Origin of the sequence: Thalassospira marina (genome assembly GCF_002844375.1) — a bacterium.
In the GTDB taxonomy this organism is placed as follows: domain Bacteria; phylum Pseudomonadota; class Alphaproteobacteria; order Rhodospirillales; family Thalassospiraceae; genus Thalassospira; species Thalassospira marina.
On the sequence record NZ_CP024200.1, the window covers coordinates 193,569 to 212,595 of the forward strand.

Genomic DNA, 19,027 nt, shown 5'->3' on the forward strand with positions numbered 1-19,027 from the left:
GGGGGTCTCAGTGACATTCGAGAAAAGGCTTCATTCGATGCGGACAATCCGGAAATGGGTTTCGAACAAGCGTAAACACGACCGTGATGCAAAGGTCAGCCACGCAGCAATGCTGGCCGCACCCATTCGCACCACGCGGCGCTTGCATGTAGAACCGATTGAGCCGCGCATCCTGCTGTCGGCTGATCCGCTCGAAACAAAATATGCTGATGACATCAGCGCTGCGCTGACCCAGGTCGAAAACCTGCTCGATAATCTTGAGGGGCATGACCTGTTTGCCGACCCGCTGCCGATGGTGGTGGGCACGGATGATTCATCGGGTGCCGGGGCCATTGCTGATATCAGTGATATCTTTCATCAGAATCTGATTGATCCCCTTCAGAACATCATTTCGACCATCACTGACAACAACGGTGACGGCCTCAGCAATCTCGAAACTGACTGGCAGACATTCTTCCAGGATTCAGGTTATTACTCCGCTGATGACAGCTCGCTGACCGTTAATCACAGCACTGTGGATGGCGTCGAAGTTTATACTGTTTCCATGTCCCAGTCGATTGACCGCGAATTCAGCATCGGAGCAGATGATCCGACGCATGATTATAACATTTCGCTTGATACCAATGGCGAAATGAAGCTGACCTTCGATATTAACTTCACCATCAAAATTGATCCGAATGTTGATGAGGCTTCGGCCGTTTCCTTCAGCCTTGATGCCCTGAGCCTGCAAAGCACAGTTGATCAGGACCTTACCGGTCACACCCTGACGTTGGGTGTTATTCCTTTTACGGTGGGCGGTACGGCAAATAATTCGGACGATGGCGGTATCCACTATTCGGTTAAGCTGAACGTTGCTGACAATGGCAAACTTGATAACCTGTCAACATCGCAGCTTTCGTCAATTTCTAACCTGAACAGCTATGTAACGGTCAGTGCTGCCAATAACGGTGATGCCAATACCGTGCTCGCCAGCCTGCCATTGACCCTGCAGAGTGACGCTGCCGGTATTTCGGGAATTGATGTTGGTAATTCGCCAGACATTACCGTGACGGGCCACGCTGTGGGGCTTAGCGAAGAAGTCAATGTTTCGATGAATTCGGAACTGCAGCTTCTGTCGAATTTTGATGCGCGTGATTTTCTCTCGATCCTCAATAACTTCGTCAATGTTGTCGACAGTATCGATCAGGGCGATGTGCTTGATGCCAGCCTGCCCTTTACCGATGGTCTGACTATTGGCGAAGCTGTCGATCTTGCTGCGAAAATGCAGCACATAATCGATCAGCTCAGCTCCGAAGTAGGCGTGATCGGTTTTGATGAAAACCAGAGCGCAACCGCGAGCGATGCTAATTCCAGTGTCGAGCTTGAAAGTGACGTTATTGATTTTGGCGAACATCCGTTCCCCGATAGTGGCCTGACTTTTGTTCTGACGCTTGATGGTCAGGAAGTGAATCTCAACATCCTTAATGTTGACCCGGACCCGGATGTGAAGGGTGACGAGCAGCCGATCGACAGTATCGGTGATCTTGTTACCGCTGTTAGTGCAGCACTTGCAACCTCGTCGGTCAAAGACCGCGTCAGCGTTACCCAGCGTGATGGCAAGCTGGTTTTTGTCGCCACCAAAAATGATGACAATACTGCAGCAACCCTTGAAATCGGTAGCCTTGCGGGCAAAACTTCCTTTAGCAATATTGTCGAGTTTTCCGAGCAGGCGGGCGAGCTGCTGGGCTTTACCGGCACCGCATCGCAGATGATTGACGCGCTCAACCTTCGTTTTATCGATGGTTCGATTGCGATGGATATTGCCTATGCCGATAGTCAAACCTATAGCGGCGATGTCAATTTTGATGCTGGCAGTGCACTTGGCAGTCTTGATAGCCTGACGGGTACTGGCGACATTACTGTTAAATCGGCACTGGGTATTTCGGCGACCCTGCTTTTTGACATGCACGCCCTTGGCAGCAGCGTCGACTGGAGCAGCACGACACCAGCCCTTTCCGAGCTTTTTGACGGGAATGGCATTATTACGGCCGAAGATGGCCAGGATGATCTTCAGATTACGCTGCGTGATGGCTCACAGCTTAAAATTGACGTCGATCCGACCTGGACTGTTGCCGAGCTGGTTTCGCATCTCGATGCCCTTAGCAATGATCTGCATGTTACGCTGGATACAGATACATTCCGCATCACCTTTGAAGACTCCTCGGCCAGCACCAGCGACAACGCCGGTGATTTGGGTCTGAATCTTGGTAAGAATGCCTATACAGATACCACCGATTCATCACCTTCGGCAGTTCTGACCGGCAATATTGCCGATGATGCCGACTTCACCGCGGCAACTGCGTTTATTCTGAAGGTTGGTAAATTCGCACCTGTCATCGTCAATATTGCGGCGGATGCGGGCCGTACGACAGCACAGGGTTTTGCGGATGCCGTGAACGCGGCATTGCAATCCATCGATGTTCCGTCTGATGAACTCGGTGTTGAATCTAAACATTACAGCGACATTGTTCATGTCACCGTTGGTTCCGAGGACGGAAAAGACGTTCTCGAAGTTGCAACGACTATGACCAATGTGATCAATTCAGATACCAAGAAGATCAGCGAACGCAATTTGCTGAACTCTACCCTGCGTCTGGATGCGGTTGATCTGACGGTGACGTCAATCAATGATTCCCTGGTTGGCCTCAATCTGGGTATCGAGGGGTCCAATCAGGCAAATTCGTCTGAATCCATTTCGCGTATCACCAGTAGCGCCCTGCATGGCGACAGCTATGCCAATCATCTCGGCATTCAGGATATGAACGCGGCTGTTCATATTGATATGGCGATCACGAACCTTGATGCGACTGGTCGCGTCGGCCTGATCGACTTTACAGCCGATGGCACGGGTTCGGTTTCTCTCAATGCTGTTGTGTCGGTTGACAACACCTACACCGATTACGGCACATCTAACACCCACGCCACAACAGCACGCGATGTCCTCGTCGCGGCTTATGGTGATAACACGACCATTGATTCCATTGCCGATGTGCATTTCAGTTCAGGTAATGGTGATCAGCCCTATGCGCAGTTGTCGCTGACCAATGTTGATGTATCTGGTGACGTTCTGGACAACGTTAATGTCGGTACGATCTCGATCACGATGGATCAGCTTGATTCCATCAGTGATATCCAGAACCTGACGCCAACAGTTGATCTTGGCGGGTTGGCTGATGAAAGCATTGCTGCCCTTGCTGATCTTAATGTTGATAATATCCTGGCGGGTCTGCAGAACGCGCTTGAATATATCAGCGGCAAATATGCCGGTTCGGACCTTGCCAAGGACCTCCCGCTTCTTGGCATGAGCGCAACCGATCTCCTTGATTTCGCAGCCGATATTAAATCAAAGCTTCTGGCATTCCAGGACAATCCTGCTTCTGGCTTGGGTGATCTTGAGTCCGCGCTCAAAACCGCCTTTGGAATGGATGCCAACAGCGATGGCATTGATGTCAAACTTTCGGGCGATGCCCTGCTGATTGATATCAACTACTCGCCCGCAAGCCTTAGTGGTAAGGAATCCCTCAATCTTGCCATCGGTGATCTTGCCGAACAGGCAGGCGACCAGGCGGTTAAAGACCTTTTGGGCGGCCTCGAAGACGTGATTGACGTCAACGGCACCGGTCTTGTCGATGTGACGGCAGCGGCAACCGTTGGTCTTACCCTTGGTTTCCGCCTGACCCAGCCAGAAAACGGCACCCCGGCAACCGGCACAACTGTAGTTGGCAATGTCAATGGTGGACAGGGCATTGGCACCAATGCGTCCAATAAAACCGACCTGTCGATTAAGCTGGCCAATGGCGAAAGCTTTGAAGTTGATCTTGATGCGCTGATTACCAGCGGTGCGACTGTTTCCGATATTATTGCCGGGATCACGCAGGCAGCAACCGATGCCGGTATCGACAATACCGAACTGACCATTGGCATCGATGCCAATGGCAGCCTTGTCTTTACCGATCTTACTACAGCCGATGCTTCCTCTATTTCCTCGGGGCTGGATGATCTTGGCCTTAACAGCAATGACAGCAGCAGTGTCATTACAGGCAGCCTTGGGAACGATTTTGACCCGGCTGCGGCATTTGAATTTGCCATTTCGGTTAATGGTGCTGCTTCGGTAACCATCCATCTCGATGCCGATGCAAACCGCACCACCAACGACGCCTTTGAAGCAGCCCTGCAAAGCGCCCTTGGTAAAGCGTTCATGAGCACCGAAGGTGTCAATGGCGTGGATAGCTCCGTGCCGTCCTATGCCTCGCTTGGTAATCTGATCAGCGTTTCGGTCAACGGTTCTGACCAGATTTCACTTAGTGCGGATACAGACCTTCTGGGGGGCAGCGCAACGCTGCAGGTTTCCGATGTTGCCGTAACCAGCACCCAGCCGGGGCTGGTGATCAAATCGATCAATGGTTCGACCGCTGCGGAAGATCTTGGCATTGCATCAACCTCGACCAATGTTGTTGATGGTGTTCTGACAGGTAACAAGCTTTATGCCGACAGCAATAATGAACGTTTCTTCATCGACACCGATAAAACGTCGGTAAGTTTCGATGTTTCTGTTTCAGCGAGCAATTTGACCTTCAATACCAACTTCGGTGCCACCACCGGGAAGGTTTCTGGTGGATCGGTTACTCTCGGTGGTTTGGCGGGTAGTGCTGTTGCTGGCCAGGACGGGTTTGGTGTTTCCGGCCCGGCACATTTCCAGTTGACGCTGAATGATGAATATAACGGTTCGGCAAATGACGACCGCCTGTATTTCAATGAACTTGATAGCAATGACATTGAAAATATTGCTAATGTGACGTCCGATGTTGCCGTCAAGGCTGACCTGCCGTTGACCATTGGCGGGGTTGAATTCAACCCGGGTGTTGGCGTTGAAGCCAGTGACTATTTCGGCTATGGCAAAGTGGTTGCCGTCACCAGCGCTGATCTGGGTGACAGCCTGGATGCGGGCAGCATCCTCAATAATCCGGGCTTGCTGCTAAACGGTCTGGATTATTTCCTTAGCCAGCTTGAAGGTCAGATCGAAAGCCGCCTGCTGGAACTTGACCTGCCCTTTATCAGTGATGCCCTTGGCGTTACGGCCGAATATTTTGCCGACCTTCACGAAGGCTTGATTGACTCGATTGCAGAAGCCATTCAGGACTTCCAGGATGACAATCCAGGTCTGGTCGTCCCGACGACTACCGTTGTTGAAACTGCCCTTGAAGCCATGCTTAAACAGCTTGGCGCTGTTGAAGGGTCGGATCACAACAAGGATGTTGATGTTATCGCCGTTTATGACGCCGATATCGACGAAGTGCGCTTCTCGGCGGATATCCATTGGGACTTCTTTGATCAGGCCGTCGCCCTTGCCGAAGACCTTGGTATTTCGGGTCTTGGGATCGATATTTCCAGCGGTTCGGTCAATCTTGCCATTGGTATGGATTTTGACTTCGACTTTGGCATGAATGCCTCACAGGGCTTCTTTGTCGACTCCAGCGCGATCGACGAACTGGTAGTCAACTTCACTGTGGGCTTTAACGGTCTTGATGCCGAAGGCCAGCAGGGTATTCTGAACTCTGATATCACCAATGAAGCTTCTGCCTTCTCGGGTAAAATCACTTTTGACATCAATCCTGACCAAGGCAATAGCGTTGATAACAACATCGTCAGCGGCGATCGTGCCCATGATGGCCGCCTGACGTTTGGTGAAGTCCGCAGCGTCAGCCATTTGTTTAATTCGCGTATTGATGCCGAAGGTCAGCTTGACCTGAACATTCACAGCTCCGCCTCGGGTGCGGCGGCGGGTGTTGGCCTGCCTGAAATCGATCACGAACTGTTTGTTGATTTCGATTTCCACCAGCAGTTCGGCAACGGTACTGCGGCTGTGGCCGACTATGGTTCGCTTGAATTCCGTCATGTCACGATGAACCTGACCGGGCTCATCAATGATATTTTGATGCCGATCTTTGAAACGATCGATTCAATGCTCGATCCGATCCGTCCGCTGATCGAATTCCTGACATCGCCTATCCCCGGGATTTCCGAGGTGATTGGCAATATGTCGATCCTTGATATGGCGCGTTCGGTTGGCGCGACCAGCGGGGGCGTGTTTGCCTTTATCGATACCCTCGATAACCTGATCGATCTGATTGATACGGTTAAGAAGTTCCAGCAGGATGCAGGCTCCAACGCTCTTGGTGCCGACTTCGGAACCTTCACCTATGACGGTGACACGGTTCTCCATAACAAGAATGGTGTAGAAAGCATCAACCTGACCGAAATCATCACGGGCAATTATGCGTTCGGTAACTATGATGATCTGAAAACCAAATACGGTGTCGGTGGTCTGCTGGATGATCTGACAAAAGAGAGCTGGCATAACATCTTCCAGTTCCCGATCCTGACTGATAATACCTTGCCGCTTAAACTGCTGGTGGGACAGACCGATGCTGTAGAACTGTTCAAGTTCGACCTGCCAAAATTCGATCTGGAATTCAGCCTCAGCAAGAGCTGGCCGTATCCGCTTTATCCGCCGCTTCTGATGCTTGATATCGGTATCGGTACCGATCTTAAGGCAACCTTTGACCTTGCTGGTGGCTATGACCTCAAAGGTCTGGAAGAATTCGTTGATAGTGGCGATCCGATTTCGCTGTTTGACGGCTTCTATATCACCGACCAGCATGATGGTGCCAAGGACCTGCCGGAAGTCGTTCTCAATGGTGAAATCTACGGTTCGGCCAGCGTCAAGGTTAGCGCGGGTATCGTCTCGGCATCTGGCGGCCTGAAACTGGCGCTGGGTACCACGATTTCGTTTGATATCAACGACCCGAACGATGATGGAAAACTGCGTGCGTCCGAATTCCTCGGACTTATGGAAATTTCCCCTGAATATCTGTTCGATATTCACGGTGAACTTTACATTCGTGTCGCGGCGATTGCCGATGTGACGGCGCATCTTCTGTTCAAGGATATCACGATCTTTGAACTTGATATCACGATCTTCAAGGCAACCATCTTTACCTGGGATCTCGTCGCACCAAGTGACCCGGTCCTGGCAACGCTTAATGATGGTGGTACGCTGACCATCAATATCGGTACCCATGCGGGTGACCGTCTTGTTGGTAACACCGAAGATGGTGATGAATCCTTCAAGATCACCCATATCAGTGGCGATGCCAATAACGAGACCATCAAAGTCGAGTTTAACGGCCACAGTCAGACTTTCTCGAACGTGCAGTCCATCGTTGCCTTCGGTGGTGCAGGGAATGACGAAATTATCCTGAGCGGCATCATGTCGAGTATGGTGCTCGATGGCGGTTCCGGTGACGACGTCATCCGTCTGGATGGTGTTGGCATTAACGGTGGCACTATGAGCTCGGGTAACGCTGTTATTCGTGCAGGCAAAGGCAACGATACCGTCTATGGCGGTTCGGGGAATGACAGCATTTATGGTGATACCGGTGATGATTATATCGTCGCGGGCGCCGGGAATGACTATGTCAATGCTGGCACGGGCAACGACACCATCTATGGTGGCACCGGCAATGACACCATTTATGGTGGGTCGGGTAATGACGATATCTTCGGTGAAGATGGCAATGACACCCTGTATGGTGAAAAAGGCCTCGACCTTATCGTTGGCGGAAAAGGTGACGATTACCTCAGCGGTGGCGATGGTTCTGACCGTATGTTTGGTGACGAAACCAGCTCGACCGCAACCAGCCTGACTCTCGTCTCGTCGTCGTCAGAAGGGGGTAATGACTCCTTGTTGGGCGATGACGGTGACGATTACATGTTTGGCGGTGCCGGCGCCGATTATGTTAGCGGCGGCGACGGTAACGACATCATGTTCGGTGATACCGGTACAGTTACCTTTGATGTCAATGGCATGCTGGTAAATGCCAATACCGACGTTGCGCCTTCAATCGGTGGTGCCGATACACTGCTGGGCGGCGACAACGAAGATATTATCTTCGGTGGTATCGGCGACGACTTCATCAATGGCGGCAATCACAACGATATTCTGCTGGGTGATACCGGTCTGGTTCAGGGTGCTGCTGGTGCTTCGACCCCAGGTCAGTATCTGGTCAAGGGTGATAATCGTGCGTCCGGTTCTGATACCATCAAGGGCGGTAGCGGTGACGATATCCTGATTGGTGGTTTTGGCTCTGATACCCTTTCGGGTGAAAACGGCCGCGATACCATAGGTGGCGATAATATCAGCCTGCTGCGCAGCCAGCCCAGTACCATCCTAAACGTCATTTCTGTTGAAACGGTCGATGAAGGGCAGGGTTCTTCGGACGTCATTGACGGTGGTACGGGCACCGACATGCTGCTTGGCGGCGGAGGTACGGAATCTCTGTCCGTCAGCAATGGCGGTGATAATGTTGTTGTACTTGGTGATTTCATCACCGGCGGCACGGGTTCGGACCTTATTCTTGGCGATTACGGCAAGATCGAACCGTCAACCGGCCTGGGTGCAACCGTTACCGGCCGTGATGGCACCAATAGCGGTGCGGACCTGATCAATGCTGATAGCGGCTTTGACATTGTCATCGGCGGTGGCGGTAACGACACCATTGATGGCGGTGAAGGCAATGACACCCTGCTGGGTGATATCGGTACGGTTACGCGCGATAAGGTTGCACGCATTACCCGTGCGGAAACCACCAACGAAAATATTGGTGGTAACGACACCATCAATGGCCGCGATGGCAATGACGTGATCTTTGGCGGTACAGGTGCCGATACCCTGACGGGCGAAGACGGGCTTGATGTCATTCTTGGCGATCTGGGTTATGTCACCCCGGCTGATGGTACGACGGCGGATATCGTTGCACGTAACTTCACCGATGGCGGCAATGACACCATTTATGGCAATGCCGGCAATGACGTTCTGATTGGCGGCGGCGGCGATGACCGCATTGAAGCGGGCGAAGGCAACAACCTGGTCGCCGGTGACAATGCTGAAGTCACGCGTAGTGTCTTTACCCTGCCGGAAGGCTCCGAAGATCCGCTAAGTGAACTGGCGGCTGACCCGGTACTGAAGTTTGAAACCGCAGAAGAAGCATCTGGCGGTAATGACTTCATCGTTACCGGTGCCGGTAACGATGTGATCCTGGGTGGTACAGGCGGCGACACCATCAATGCCGGTGACGGCAATGACATCATCCTTGGTGACCTTGGTGTGATTATCCCGGTTGGCAATGCCACCCCGGATGTGGTTGCCCGCAACGGTAACCTTGGTTCATCGAATAACGACACTATCACCGCAGGCGATGGCAACAAGGTCGTTATGGGTGGTTCGGGTAACGACACCATTGTCATCGGCACAGGCGCGACCAATGGTGCAGGCTTCACCAACTATATCTCGGGTGATCTGGCCGAGCTGAAACGCGATAGCGAAGGCAACCTTGTCAGCTTTGAAACTGTTGACGAAAGCGTCGGTGGTGATGACACCATCACGACAGGAACGTCTACGGGCGATGATTTCATTCTTGGCGGCATCGGTGCCGATACGATCTATGGCTATAACGGTAACGACACGATCATTGGCGATCTGGGCATCGTCATTCCGGTTGGTAATGCCGGGCCGGACGTCATTGCCCGTAATGGCAGCATCGGTACCAACAATGGCGACCACATTTACGCTGATGATGGTAACAAGGTTGTTCTCGGTGGTTCGGGTAATGACACCATTGTCATCGGCACGGGTGCGACCAATGGTGCAGGCTTTACCAACTATATCTCGGGTGATCTGGCCGAGCTGAAACGCGATAGCGAAGGCAAGCTTGTCAGCTTTGAAACTGTTGACGAAAGCGTCGGTGGTGATGACAACATCACGACCGGAACGTCGACGGGTGACGACTTCATTCTTGGCGGCATCGGTGCCGATACGATCTATGGCTATAACGGTAATGACACGATCATTGGCGATCTGGGCATCGTCATTCCGGTCGGTAATGCCGGGCCGGACGTCATTGCTCGTAATGGCAGCATCGGTACCAACAATGGCGACTACATTTACGCTGATGATGGTAACAAGGTTGTTCTGGGTGGTTCGGGCAACGACACCATCAAGATCGGCACGGGTTCCACTAGTGGTGCAGGTTTCACCAACTATATTTCCGGTGATCTGGCCGAACTGAAACGCGATAGCGAAGGCAACCTTGTCAGCTTTGAAACTGTTGAAGAAACCGTAAGCGGTGACGACAGCATTGAAACGGGTTCAGGTGCTGGCATCGACTTCATTCTTGGTGGTATCGGTAAAGACACCATCACCAGTGGTAACGGCGATGATACCATCCTTGGTGACCTCGGCATTATCGTGCCGAAGGGCAGCAGCGGTGCCGACGTCAAGGGCCGTAATGGTGACCTTGACGACGCAGCCGATGACGTGATTGATGCCGGTAATGGCAACAACGTCGTGATTGGTGGTTCCGGTGCAGACGTCATCACCACCGGTACGGGGGCCGATTACATTTCTGGCGACCTGGCCGAATTGACCCGGAAGGCGGACGGAACGCTGGTTCTGTTTGAAACCGTTGAAGAAAACATTGGCGGGGCTGATACCATTTCCGCAGGTGCAGGCAATGACGTGGTTCTTGGTGGTCAGGGTGGCGATACGATCACAGCGGGTGCTGGCGATGATGCCATCATTGGTGATGCAGGTTCGCTCAAGCTCGACAATTCGCCGATCTATGTGATTGCGGAAAAGAAGGATTGGGAACTTGGAACCCACTTCACGCTTGAAACCCGCAATCAGGCCGTTGGTGGCAACGACACCGTTTATGGCAATGATGGTAACGACATTATCATTGGCGGTTCGTTTGACGATTACATGGAAGGCAATGCCGGCAATGACGCCATCATTGGTGACCAGGGTGCCGCAACCTATCGCGATACCACCGATCGTCTTGAAATTCACACCAAGGAACTGCTGGCCGAAAATAACGGCAACGACACCCTTTATGGCAATGAAGGCAATGACGAGCTGATCGGTGGTGCCTTTGAAGATAGCCTGTTTGGCGGTGTTGACGATGACATCCTGATCGGTGACGAAGGCGAGGTTTATTATGGCTTCGTTCCGCGTGAAGCGGGCAAGGAATACCATGACAGCCTGCCGCGTATGGCACGCTCGACGGAATCCTTCACCGGCCGTCACGATACCCTGGATTCAGGCAGCGGGGTTGACTTCATCCTTGGTGGTGAACAGCCGAACTTCATTGTTGCTGACCCGACGCTTGACCTGGTGCAGATCGAAAACGGCGAATTCCGCATCGATGAAACCCGTTTCTCGAAAACGGAATTCCCGGCCTTCCAGGGCGACCCGATCCTGCAGCCGCAGGCAGCCTATTTTGCCAGTGTCGATGAACGCAGCCCTGGTTGGCAGCCGCTGACAAGCACGTCTTCGCACCAAACGTCATCTTCGGGCAGCCAGTCTTCGACATCGGGGCTGACAGCACTAGATCCGACCCGGACGACGGCGATTTTGCAGCCGACCGTTTCTGTTGGTCAGAATTCCGTGTTTGCCAAATCGCTGCTGCCGCATCCGATTATTCCGGCAAGCACCAGCACGCTGGTCAATACAACCATTGCCGAATTTATCGAGGGCGCAACGGTTCTTGAACCGGTCCAGCATTCGTCGACCTCGCAATTGGGTGGAACGCCGTCCGTATCGTTTGGTGGGCAGGTCAACACCCCGTCGGGTGCGAATGATCAGCCTGCAGCGGGTCCGGCAAATGGTTCGGCATCGCAGGGGGCTGGAAATTCCGGTCCGTCGGCATCAGATGGTGGGGCAGGTAGTGCGCCTGCAGGGGCACCGGGTGATGCAGGTGACGTACCGGCAACGGCAGCACCGCAGTCTGACGGTGGCGATAATGGTTCAAACCAGGATGCACAGCCGCAGGATGGTGCATTCCTCTGGCTTGATGAAAATGGCCGTTATGTTGACTTTGCCGCACTGGCACCTTCGGGTGGCACATCGCTGGTCTTTGATGCTGAATCCGGCCTGTGGCTGAATGATGCAGCGGCCGATGGCGCACCGGTATTTGTGCCGGAACTGGCCGAAGGCATGACCAGCACGGCACCGGAAGCCGCACCGGTAATCAAGGCTGCATAAGCCTGAACGTTACGCAGTTATCGTGAATTTGTAAGTGAATGTAAGGATTTACACAGAATGGCCGAGAACACCAAACCGCAAACCGGCGTCGCAACGGATGCAGACCAGCGCAAAATCAACTGGGATGATTCCAACATGCGCAGCACCTATGCCAACGTTTCCAACGTTGCCAGCACGCGCGAAGAAGTGATGTTCCTGTTTGGCACCAGCCAGGTCTGGAGCAGCTCGCAGGATGACGTGCGCGTTCAGCTGAGCGACCGCATCATCATGAGCCCGTTTGCGGCAAAGCGCCTGAAAAAGATCCTCGACCACACGCTGGCCGAATATGAACGCGTTTACGGTAAACTTGGCTAAGGCCAGGTTTACCTGAGACTACTCTGTTTTGAGGGGAATGGAGATGACTTGCGGGGGACTGAAAATCGGGGATTGGGGGCGTTTTGAACAATATTCCCGGTAACCCGCCAACTGGCGATGCATCGGGGTTTATCTCCCCGGAACTGTGGCGCAAGCTTTCATCGGCGCGGTCTTTTTCCGATCTGGCCGATGGATGGATCGATTTGTGCCAGGCCAACCTGGAACTTGTCCTGGGGGTAAAGCCAAGCGAAATCGTCGTTGCATTCAACAGTGCCGAAGGTGCCAACAGGCACTTTCGCGTCGCTGCCTATCGTGGTGCCGACAGCAAACCCGGTGCGACGCTGACCCAGGTTGTTCAGCGCAGCCTTGTGGTCCGAAGCGGTGTTGCAACCACCAACCCGGAACTTGGTGCAGGCTATGTTTCAAATGTCATTTTCGTTGATGATGATTTGAAAGGTGCTGTTGGTGTTGTTTTGCCAACTGCCGATACCCAGCGTTTGAACCTTGCGATGCGTTGCCTGCAATGGAATGCCGCGTGGCTGGCGGGTTTCTGGCGTGGTGAACAATACCGCGATACCGCCGAAACCGTTGCCTTGCGCTATGGCCAGCATGCCAGTGCTGCCCTTCTTTCCTGCACAGATATGGAAGCCGGTGCCACCAGCTGCGCCACCGTCATGGCCGATGACCTTGTTGCCAACCGGGTCACCATTGGCCTGGTTCAGGGGCGCCATGTCCGTATTCTGGGGTCATCGCATACCGCATCTGTCACGCCCAAAAGCGACCGTGTGCATCTGATCGTCGATGCGATGCGCGAAGCGGTTTACGAAAATGCCCCGGTTCATTTCTCCGGTGCGGGCAGCAGTTCGCAAACCGCAACCGAAAGCCACGCCAAACTGGTGGAAGGTCGCGAAAAGGCCTGGGTTGGTTCCTGGCCGGTTGTGCTGCCTGATGTTGCCGATGGCGTCATCGTTGTGCAGATCGAATGCAACCTAGATCAAAGCCTCCGTGTTCAGGCCCTGGGGGGTGTTATTACCAACCTGGTTGCGCCTGCTTTTGGCCTGCAAATGGCAGCAGCGCGCAGCAGCCTACAACGTTTTTACCGGCGTGCAAACCGGGCGATGGGCTGGGTATTTGGCCTGCATCATACGCGGATCAAGGCAGTCGCTGCTCTGATCATTTTGTTGTTTGCCGCCAGCCTGATCATTCATATGCCCTATCGCGTCAGCGCCGAGACCGAGGTTGAAGGCCTTGTTCAACGTGCAGTCCCCGCACCCTTTGATGGTTTTATCGCCGAGGGGCTGGTGCGTGCGGGGGATGTGGTTCAGAAGGGCGATGTTCTGGGGCGCATGGAAACGCGCGAACTGGAACTGCACCGTTTTGAATTGCAAAGCTCGATCGTGGAAAGCCAGCGCAAGATTGAAGCAGCCACTGGCGAGCGTGACCTTTCCGAGGCCCGCATTTTGCGGTCCCGCATGCAGCAGGCCATTTCGGAACTTGAACTGGTGAAAAGCCAGTTGGCGCGGACCGAATTGCAGGCCCCCTTTAGCGGTTTTGTCATTGATGGGGACCTGTCGCAAAAAATAGGGTCCCCGGTCAAGGAAGGCGATGTTCTGTTTGAACTCAGCCCGCTTAACCAGTATCGCCTGAAATTGAAGGTCAATGAAAAGGACATTCGCCATATTGCCGTTGGGCAGGATGGCGCCTTGTTGCTTCATGCACGGCCCAACAGTGTTAATGAAATTACCATTGACCGTATTTCACCGATTTCCGAAGCCAGCGACGGTGAAAACTACTTCAATGTCGAAGCACTGCTGGTGAATACACAGCAGGATTTGCAGCCTGGTATGCGCGGTGTGGCCAAGGTTAAAACCCAGCCCCAGTCGGTTTTCTGGATTTATACCCATCCGCTTTGGGACTGGATGCGTCTGCAATTGTGGCGGGTCATGCCATGAGCGATATGCTGGCTGCAGAACACGGACGTGACATGATGTCTTCGCCAATGGCGCCGGCCCAGCCGTCGCGTTGGGAAACGCTGTCTGGCCTCAAGCCAATGGTGCGAAGCGACATCTCGTTTTTCCGTCACGTCTATCACAATGTTGCAGCCTATATCGCCCATGACCGTCTTTCTAACCGCTATCATCGCCTGACAACGGCTGCGCATGCCCTGCTGCGCCGCATGGATGGCGTTACCCCCCTAGCCGATATTCGCCGTGATCTTGAAAAGAAAGGCGAAATCGAAGGCGACGATGCCGACTTTGCCCAGATCGTTGATCAGTTAAAATCCCTTGAACTGATCCGCACCGGGGAAGCACCCAATACCCAGGTTCTTGAAAAGCGCATTGTAAAAGCACGGCGCGCCAAACAGATCGCCCCGTTTAAAAACCCGCTTTATGTGCGCATCCCGCTATTTGACCTGACCCGCGTGCTGGATCATCTTGAACCGGCAATGCGCTGGGTTTTCAGCCCGATCACGGCCTTTCTTTTCATCCTGTTGCTGGGATCGGCCATTGTGATGGCTGGTGTGCATTGGGAAGGGCTGACCGAAGGCGGGCTTGACCAGTTTATCAGTGCCGAAAACCTTATGATCGTCTGGTTCGTGTATCCGGTTTTGAAATTGGTGCACGAATTTGGCCATGCTGTTGTTGTGCGCCATTATGGTGGCAATGTCCGCGAACTTGGCTTGATGTTCCTGCTGTTTGTGCCTGTACCCTATGTTGATGCATCGTCCAGCATCACTTTCCGCAGCAAATGGCATCGCGCCTTTGTTGATGGTGCAGGTATCCTGGTGGAACTGACCATGGCATCCATTGCCATGTTTGTCTGGGTGGCGGCAGAGCCGGGTGTTGTGCGATCTGTTGCGCATAATGTCATGATCATCAGCGGTGTTTCGACGCTGCTGTTTAACGGCAACCCGTTACAGCGCTTTGACAGTTATTATCTGCTATGCGATCTGATCGAAATTCCCAATCTCGCGCTGAAATCGACCAAATATTACAGCTACCTGATCAAGCGCTACATCATCGGGCTTGATCGGGAATACGAATTTGATGCGCTGCCGTCCGAACGGCGGTGGTTTTTGTTTTATGCACCGTTTTCGTTCGCCTATCGCTCGATGATCCTGGTGACCATCGCGATCCATCTGGCCGAACGGTATTTCTTTGTGGGTGCCCTTCTTGGTTGCTGGACTGTTTTTAATATGTTTGCCATGCCCGTTATCAAGGGAAGCGGCTTTTTGCTGACCAGTCCAACCCTGCAGGGCAAACGTCGCCGTTCGATCATTCGGGGTTTGATGCTTGCCGGGGTATTGATCGCCCTTGCCTTTATGCCGGTGCCTGACCGCATTATTTCGCAAGGCGTTGTCTGGCTGCCCGATGATGCCGCGGTGCGTGCGCGCTCCAGCGGGTTTATCACCGAAATTCACCAGCAAAGCGGTGCACAGGTGAAAAAGGGTGATCTGTTGATGACGCTGAGCAACGATCAGCTGATCACCGATCATCGCAAAGTCACCGCCGAGATCGAAGCGCTGAAGTTGCAGCTTGATGCCGATAATGCCACCGATCAGGTCGCGGCATCGATTACGCGCCAGCGCCTTGCCAACGCGCAGGAACGCCTGAGCCGCACCACCCGCGATATCGAAGCATTATCCATTCGTGCCAGCCATGACGGTGTTTTTGAAGCCGGCGTTTCCAACGACCTGATCGGCCGTTTCCTGCCGCGCGGTGGCGAGGCGGGTTACCTGCTGGAACCCGGCATGACCCCGGTGATCAAGGTTGCGGTGCCAGCAGTGGACGGGGATCTGGTCCAGGACCATTTGCGCGGCGTTGAATTGCGATTTGCCGGTCATTTTGGCGATGTGGTGCCTGGCACCATCAAATCCTGGTCGCCAACGGCCACTTTGCAGTTACCAAGCCCGGTTCTGTCGCTTGAAGGGGGCGGGCCCTTTGCCCTGAAACCCGAAGCCAACCAGCGACCGGAACTGGTGAACCCTGTTTTTATCGCAACCGTCGCCTGTTGCGAGGGGCTAGCGCCTGAAAATTATGGCGACCGGGCACATGTGCGGTTCGATCTGGGATGGGAGCCCGCAGCCGTACTGGTTTATCGCGTTGTCCGCCGCAACTTCTTAAAGAGGTTTGAAGTTTGACTTTATCGTTTCGACATATTGCGCCCGCGCTGCTGGCGCTATGCCTTTTCTGGGGGGGCATGGTACCGGCTGCTTTGGCGCAGGATACATCGGCACCTGCTGATTCTGATCCGTTTGCCAAATTGCTGGAAAATGCCCGTCAGGGTGCCGATACCAGCAGCCAGGCTGCCGGGCAGGAACAGAATGTGTGCCAGGTAACCGCCAGTGAACTGGTGGAACTGGCAAGCCCGGTAGAAGGCGTCATCCACACGATGCATGCCAAACGTGGTCAACGGGTTAAAAAAGGCGAACTGATTGCCGAATTGCAGGCAGATGTTGAAAAAGCGCAGGTGAATTACGCACAGGTACGTGCGCAATCACAAAGCGGTGTTGCTGCGCGCAAACGGCAGCTTGAGTTTGCCGAACGTCGCATCAAGCGGACCGAAAAACTTCGGGCTGCGAAATTGATGACGCAAGAAGAGATCGACACCCTGGAAACCGACCGCGACAGTGCCCGGCTTGATTACGATGCCGCCAGAGAGAACATCGATATCATGAAAGCCGAACTGGCGCTGTCCAAGGCGCAATTGGCAGACCGTATGATCAAAAGTCCGATCGACGGTGTCCTGATCGAGAAGCTGTTGACCGTTGGGGAACAGGTTGACGGCAAGGCGATCGCGCTGATTGCACAGCTTGACCCGCTTTTTGTCGAGGTTTCCCTGCCGGTTGCCCAGTTTGGCAAATATCACAAGGGCGAAAAAGTGACCGTTCATTTTGAAGGTCCGAATATTGGCCCGCGCGATGCCGAAATCTCACTGGTCGACCAGATTGTCGAACCAAAAAGCAAAACCTTTGGCATGCGAGTGGTATTGCCAAATCCGGATTTGGCCATCCCTGCGGGGATTGGCTGTCATATCGAATTCCTGTCACCGAAAAAACAGTGAACAGAACATAATATTGTTGTGGAGAGCATGGTGTTGAAAAAGAAAATCCTCGTTTCGGCGTATGTGCTGGGGATCTCTGCTATCGGTTTAACGGATCGTGCTGGGGCAGAAGATCTTTCAACCGTCTATCAGATGGCAATGACCGAAAACCCGAATATCTCGCTGGCCGAAGAACAGGTCAGTGAAGGTGTCGCAAGCCAGGTCAATGCTTTCATGGGCTATTTGCCGCAGGTATCGGCAACCTTTGACCGCGAATGGGTCAAACAGCGTATTGACCGTTCGGACAATACCGTGTTTGCACTTGGTAAAGGCAATTTCGATAACCGCCAGCGTACCTTCCAGCTGCAGCAGCATATCTTTGATTTTGAAACCATCATGGATATCGTGGCATCGGATATGGGCCGCATGCGGTTGAAAAAATCGCTTGAAACCGCCAAGCTTGACGTTGGCTATCAGACGATTGAAGCCTATCTCAGCACGCTTGCAGCAGCTGACGATGCCCGTCTGGCCCAGATCGAACATGCCTCGATGGCTGAACGCAAGGTCGATATCGACACCCGCCAGAAACAGGGTCTAGCAACGTCCTATGAATCGGACCTGGTTGCTGCCCGCCTGGCCGAAGCCGAAGCCCGCGTTGTTGCCACCCGCACCTCCTATCAGCGTGCCTTTGCCCAGTTGCAGCGCCGCGTTGGCAGCCTACCGGCATCGCTGGCAACCCTGGCACACAATGTCGAACTGCCGAAACTGGCAGAAACCGATGTTGACCATTGGCTGGAAGCCGCATTGAAAAGCAGCCCGCGTGTGCGTGCGATGGATTATTCCATCGATGAACGCAAAGCAGCCCTTGCTGCCGACGTTGGCCAGGCCCTGCCGACCTTCGATTTCATCTTTACCGATACCCGCCGTGATTCCGGTGGGTCGCTGTTTGGTGGCGGCAGCCTGACCCATGAAGGTGTGGCGATGCTGCGCCTGAATGTGCCGCTGTTCAACCCGGGTGGCCGTGGTTACGAAGCCCTTGAAACCCGCAGCCAGGTGGACCAGGCCCGTTACCAGCGTGCCATTTACCTGCGTGAACTGCGCGAAACGGTTACCGGCACCATCAATGAACTGGTAAACGGCCCGGACCGCATCAAGGCGCTGGTCAAAGGTGTTGAAACCCACCGTCGTATTGTTGATGCCGTCAAAATCAAATTTGATGCTGGCCAGTCAACCGTTCTCGATGTTCTTGACGAAGACGAAGACCTGTTTGCCATGGAACGCCAGGCGCTTGCCGCGATCTATAGCCACCTTCTGAACTATGCCCTGATCCATCAGGTTACCGGCACGCTGGACGATGCCCAGATCGCATCGATCAACCAGCTTCTGGATCCGAACCTGCCGATGATTACCGCAAGCACCGACTTTGCGACCTACAGCCACGACACGATGCCGATTTCGGTTCAGTAAGTCGGGTTAAAAAGGACTTGCCAT

The 19,027-nt window shown here is 53.6% G+C and carries 6 protein-coding genes; all 6 read left to right on the plus strand.

Annotated elements, in window-relative coordinates; translation table 11 throughout:
• Positions 1–37: 37 nt before the first annotated feature.
• The 6 genes from CSC3H3_RS21280 to CSC3H3_RS21305 all read left to right on the plus strand — a co-directional run bounded on the left by CSC3H3_RS21280 (position 38) and on the right by CSC3H3_RS21305 (position 19,003).
• Positions 38–12,139 carry an LEPR-XLL domain-containing protein gene (locus CSC3H3_RS21280; protein WP_101286450.1) on the plus strand — a complete coding sequence of 4,034 codons (12,102 nt, stop codon included), beginning with the start codon at positions 38–40 and terminating at the stop codon, positions 12,137–12,139.
• A gap of 57 nt (positions 12,140–12,196) precedes the next feature.
• On the plus strand, positions 12,197–12,493 hold the full coding sequence (locus CSC3H3_RS21285; RefSeq protein ID WP_101269177.1) for a DUF3467 domain-containing protein: 297 nt from the start codon (positions 12,197–12,199) through the stop codon (positions 12,491–12,493).
• An 83-nt stretch (positions 12,494–12,576) separates the two neighbouring features.
• The gene (locus CSC3H3_RS21290) at positions 12,577–14,445 is read left to right on the plus strand and encodes an efflux RND transporter periplasmic adaptor subunit (protein ID WP_101269179.1); all 1,869 of its coding nucleotides are present in this window, start codon (positions 12,577–12,579) and stop codon (positions 14,443–14,445) included.
• Positions 14,442–16,634 carry a biotin/lipoyl-binding protein gene (locus CSC3H3_RS21295; RefSeq protein ID WP_101286451.1) on the plus strand — a complete coding sequence of 731 codons (2,193 nt, stop codon included), beginning with the start codon at positions 14,442–14,444 and terminating at the stop codon, positions 16,632–16,634. Before CSC3H3_RS21290 ends, CSC3H3_RS21295 begins: the two co-directional genes overlap by 4 nt.
• Positions 16,635–16,693: 59 nt before the next feature.
• On the plus strand, positions 16,694–17,557 hold the full coding sequence (locus CSC3H3_RS21300; RefSeq protein WP_101286452.1) for an efflux RND transporter periplasmic adaptor subunit: 864 nt from the start codon (positions 16,694–16,696) through the stop codon (positions 17,555–17,557).
• 33 nt (positions 17,558–17,590) lie between these two features.
• Positions 17,591–19,003 carry a TolC family protein gene (locus CSC3H3_RS21305; protein ID WP_165791894.1) on the plus strand — a complete coding sequence of 471 codons (1,413 nt, stop codon included), beginning with the start codon at positions 17,591–17,593 and terminating at the stop codon, positions 19,001–19,003.
• Positions 19,004–19,027: the final 24 nt, after the last annotated feature.

Coding starts and splice junctions, on each gene's coding strand:
- CSC3H3_RS21280 (WP_101286450.1), top strand. CDS start 38: ATGCGGACAATCCGGAAATGGGTTTCGAACAAGCGTAAACACGACCGT.
- CSC3H3_RS21285 (WP_101269177.1), top strand. CDS start 12,197: ATGGCCGAGAACACCAAACCGCAAACCGGCGTCGCAACGGATGCAGAC.
- CSC3H3_RS21295 (WP_101286451.1), top strand. CDS start 14,442: ATGAGCGATATGCTGGCTGCAGAACACGGACGTGACATGATGTCTTCG.
- CSC3H3_RS21300 (WP_101286452.1), top strand. CDS start 16,694: ATGGTACCGGCTGCTTTGGCGCAGGATACATCGGCACCTGCTGATTCT.